The sequence below is a fragment of the Microcella sp. genome (genome assembly GCF_033763155.1).
Lineage (GTDB): Bacteria > Actinomycetota > Actinomycetes > Actinomycetales > Microbacteriaceae > Microcella.
Genome location: NZ_JANRKZ010000277.1, coordinates 1 through 2,122, shown reverse-complemented (window position 1 = coordinate 2,122; position 2,122 = coordinate 1). Strand labels below are relative to the sequence as shown.

The 2,122-nt window shown below is 68.2% G+C and carries 3 protein-coding genes and 1 tRNA gene; 3 read left to right on the top strand and 1 reads right to left on the bottom strand.

Going from position 1 to position 2,122, the window contains the following annotated elements:
• Positions 1-55: 55 nt before the first annotated feature.
• Positions 56-131 (bottom strand) — tRNA-Arg (locus tag SFU54_RS11685).
• A 54-nt stretch (positions 132-185) separates the two neighbouring features.
• Here SFU54_RS11685 and SFU54_RS11680 point away from each other — a divergent pair.
• The 3 genes from SFU54_RS11680 to argS all read left to right on the top strand — a co-directional run.
• Complete coding sequence (locus SFU54_RS11680) at positions 186-620, top strand: hypothetical protein (RefSeq protein WP_319016444.1); 435 nt, start codon at positions 186-188, stop codon at positions 618-620.
• The gene (locus SFU54_RS11675) at positions 605-1,015 is read left to right on the top strand and encodes a transglutaminase domain-containing protein (RefSeq protein WP_319016443.1); all 411 of its coding nucleotides are present in this window, start codon (positions 605-607) and stop codon (positions 1,013-1,015) included. Before SFU54_RS11680 ends, SFU54_RS11675 begins: the two co-directional genes overlap by 16 nt.
• Positions 1,016-1,056: 41 nt before the next feature.
• The coding region (argS, locus tag SFU54_RS11670) for an arginine--tRNA ligase (protein WP_319016442.1) at positions 1,057-2,122 on the top strand (1,066 nt) is incomplete at its 3' end.

Below are 2,122 nucleotides of genomic sequence, written 5' to 3'. Positions count from 1 at the left end.
TTGGCCGTGAACGTTCGCGCCCCAGCGCGAGAAACCACACCAAACGCGGCCGTAGTGGCGCCCCCGACAGGATTCGAACCTGCGACCCTCAGTACCGGAAACTGATGCTCTATCCCCTGAGCTACGGAGGCCTGTTCAGCCTAGCGGTTCTCGCGCGGGGTGTGCGGCCGTGCCAGTCTGGGGGAGTGAGTATCGACCAGGGCATGCGTCGCACCGTCGGGTGTGAGATTGACGCGTCGCTCGGCGAGGCGACGAACATCGTGCTCGCCGTCGCGGTTGCCCACGCTCCGGGGCTGCACATCGACGAACAGCTCGTCGTGCACGCCGCGGGCGAGCGCATTGAGCTGGTCGAATCGGTCGGCGTGAGCGGAACCCGGTGGCACAGTGCGGCGGTGCCCGAGGGTCCGCTGACGGTGCGGTACGAGGCCACGGTCGTGGGCCGCGGTGCACCACGCGAGATCGACGCGACGGAGCGCATCCTCGCTGTTCGTCCGAGTCGTTATGTGCAGTCAGATGAACTGGCCGGCCCGCTCATCGACGCTCGCATCATCGACGAGCTCGCAGCTCTGCCCGACCGCGAGCGACTCATCGCCGCGCGCGACTGGTGGCCGGTCGCCTGACGTACACGATCGGCTCCACAAGCCCCACCGATGGTCTGCCCGAGATCTTGGCCACGGGCCAGGGAGTGTGCCGCGACTTCGCGCACTTGCTCGCGGGCGTGCTGCGCGCGACCGACATGCCTGCCCGCGCCGTGTCGGTCTATGCGCCGCAGTTGCACCCCATGGATTTTCACGCCGTGGTCGAAGCCCTCGTGGACGAGCAGTGGGTCGTGGCCGATGCGACCCACATGGCGCCGCGCGAGGGAATGCTGCGCATCGCAACGGGCCGAGATGCCGCCGACACGGCGTTTCTCGCCAACGACGGTTCGTCGCTCACGCTGCACCGCTTGCTCGTGCACGCGGAGGTCGATCGAGCTCTCGACTCCGACCCCGACGCACTCGTTTATCTGGGGTGACGCCCGGCGGAGCATCCGACAGCCCCGGATAGGCTGGGGCTGTGAATCCCGACCAGCTCGCCACCGCCCTGCTCGCCGTTGTCGTCAGTGTTGTTGAGCGACGTGACGCGGCAGCCGCGAGCGAGCTCACGGTTGCTGACATCGCGCTCGAACGCCCGCGCAACCGCGACCACGGCGACTGGGCGACCTCGATCGCTCTCAAGCAATCGAAGCGCGTCGGGATGCCCCCGCGGGCGTTTGCCGACGAGCTCGTGCCGGGCATCCGCGCCATTGAGGGTGTTGCCGAGGTCGAGATTGCGGGCCCCGGGTTCCTCAACATCCGTCTCGAGGCCGGAGCGGCGGGTGAGCTCGCGCGCGTGATCGTCGAGGCGGGCGAGACGTACGGCCACAACGAGACGTTGCACGGCCAGACGATCAACCTCGAGTTCGTTTCGGCCAACCCCACGGGCCCGCTGCACATCGGTCACACGCGCTGGGCGGCGTTGGGTGACTCGCTCGCCCGCGTTCTCGCGGCGAGCGGCGCCACGCTCGTGAGCGAGTTCTACGTCAACGACGCGGGTGCCCAGATGGATGTCTTCGGCGAATCGGTGCTCGCCGCCGCACTGGGCGAGCCCGCGCCCGAGAACGGTTACCCCGGGGAGTACATCACCGAGCTGGGTCGCCGCGCGCTCGCCGACCGCCCCGACCTCGCGACGCTGCCGCGCGCAGACGCCGTGGCGATCGCCCGCGAGCTGGCCTACGGCTGGCAGCTCGATGAGATTCGCGAGTCGCTCGAACGGTTCAACGTGCACTTCGACGTGTGGTTTAGCGAGCGGTTGCTGCACGCGGCCGACGCGACCTCGGGTCGCAGCCCGATCGACGAGGCCGTCGACCGTTTGCGGGCACAGGGCCATGTCTTCGATCTCGACGACGCCATTTGGGTGCGCACGACTGACTTCGGTGACGACAAAGACCGTGTCATCAAGCGGGGCAACGGCATCTACACCTACTTCGCGGCCGACGCGGCCTACTACCTCTCGAAGAGCGACCGCGGCTATGCCCACAAGATCTACCTGCTCGGCGCCGACCATCACGGCTATGTGCACCGCCTCAAGGCCCTCGCGGGGG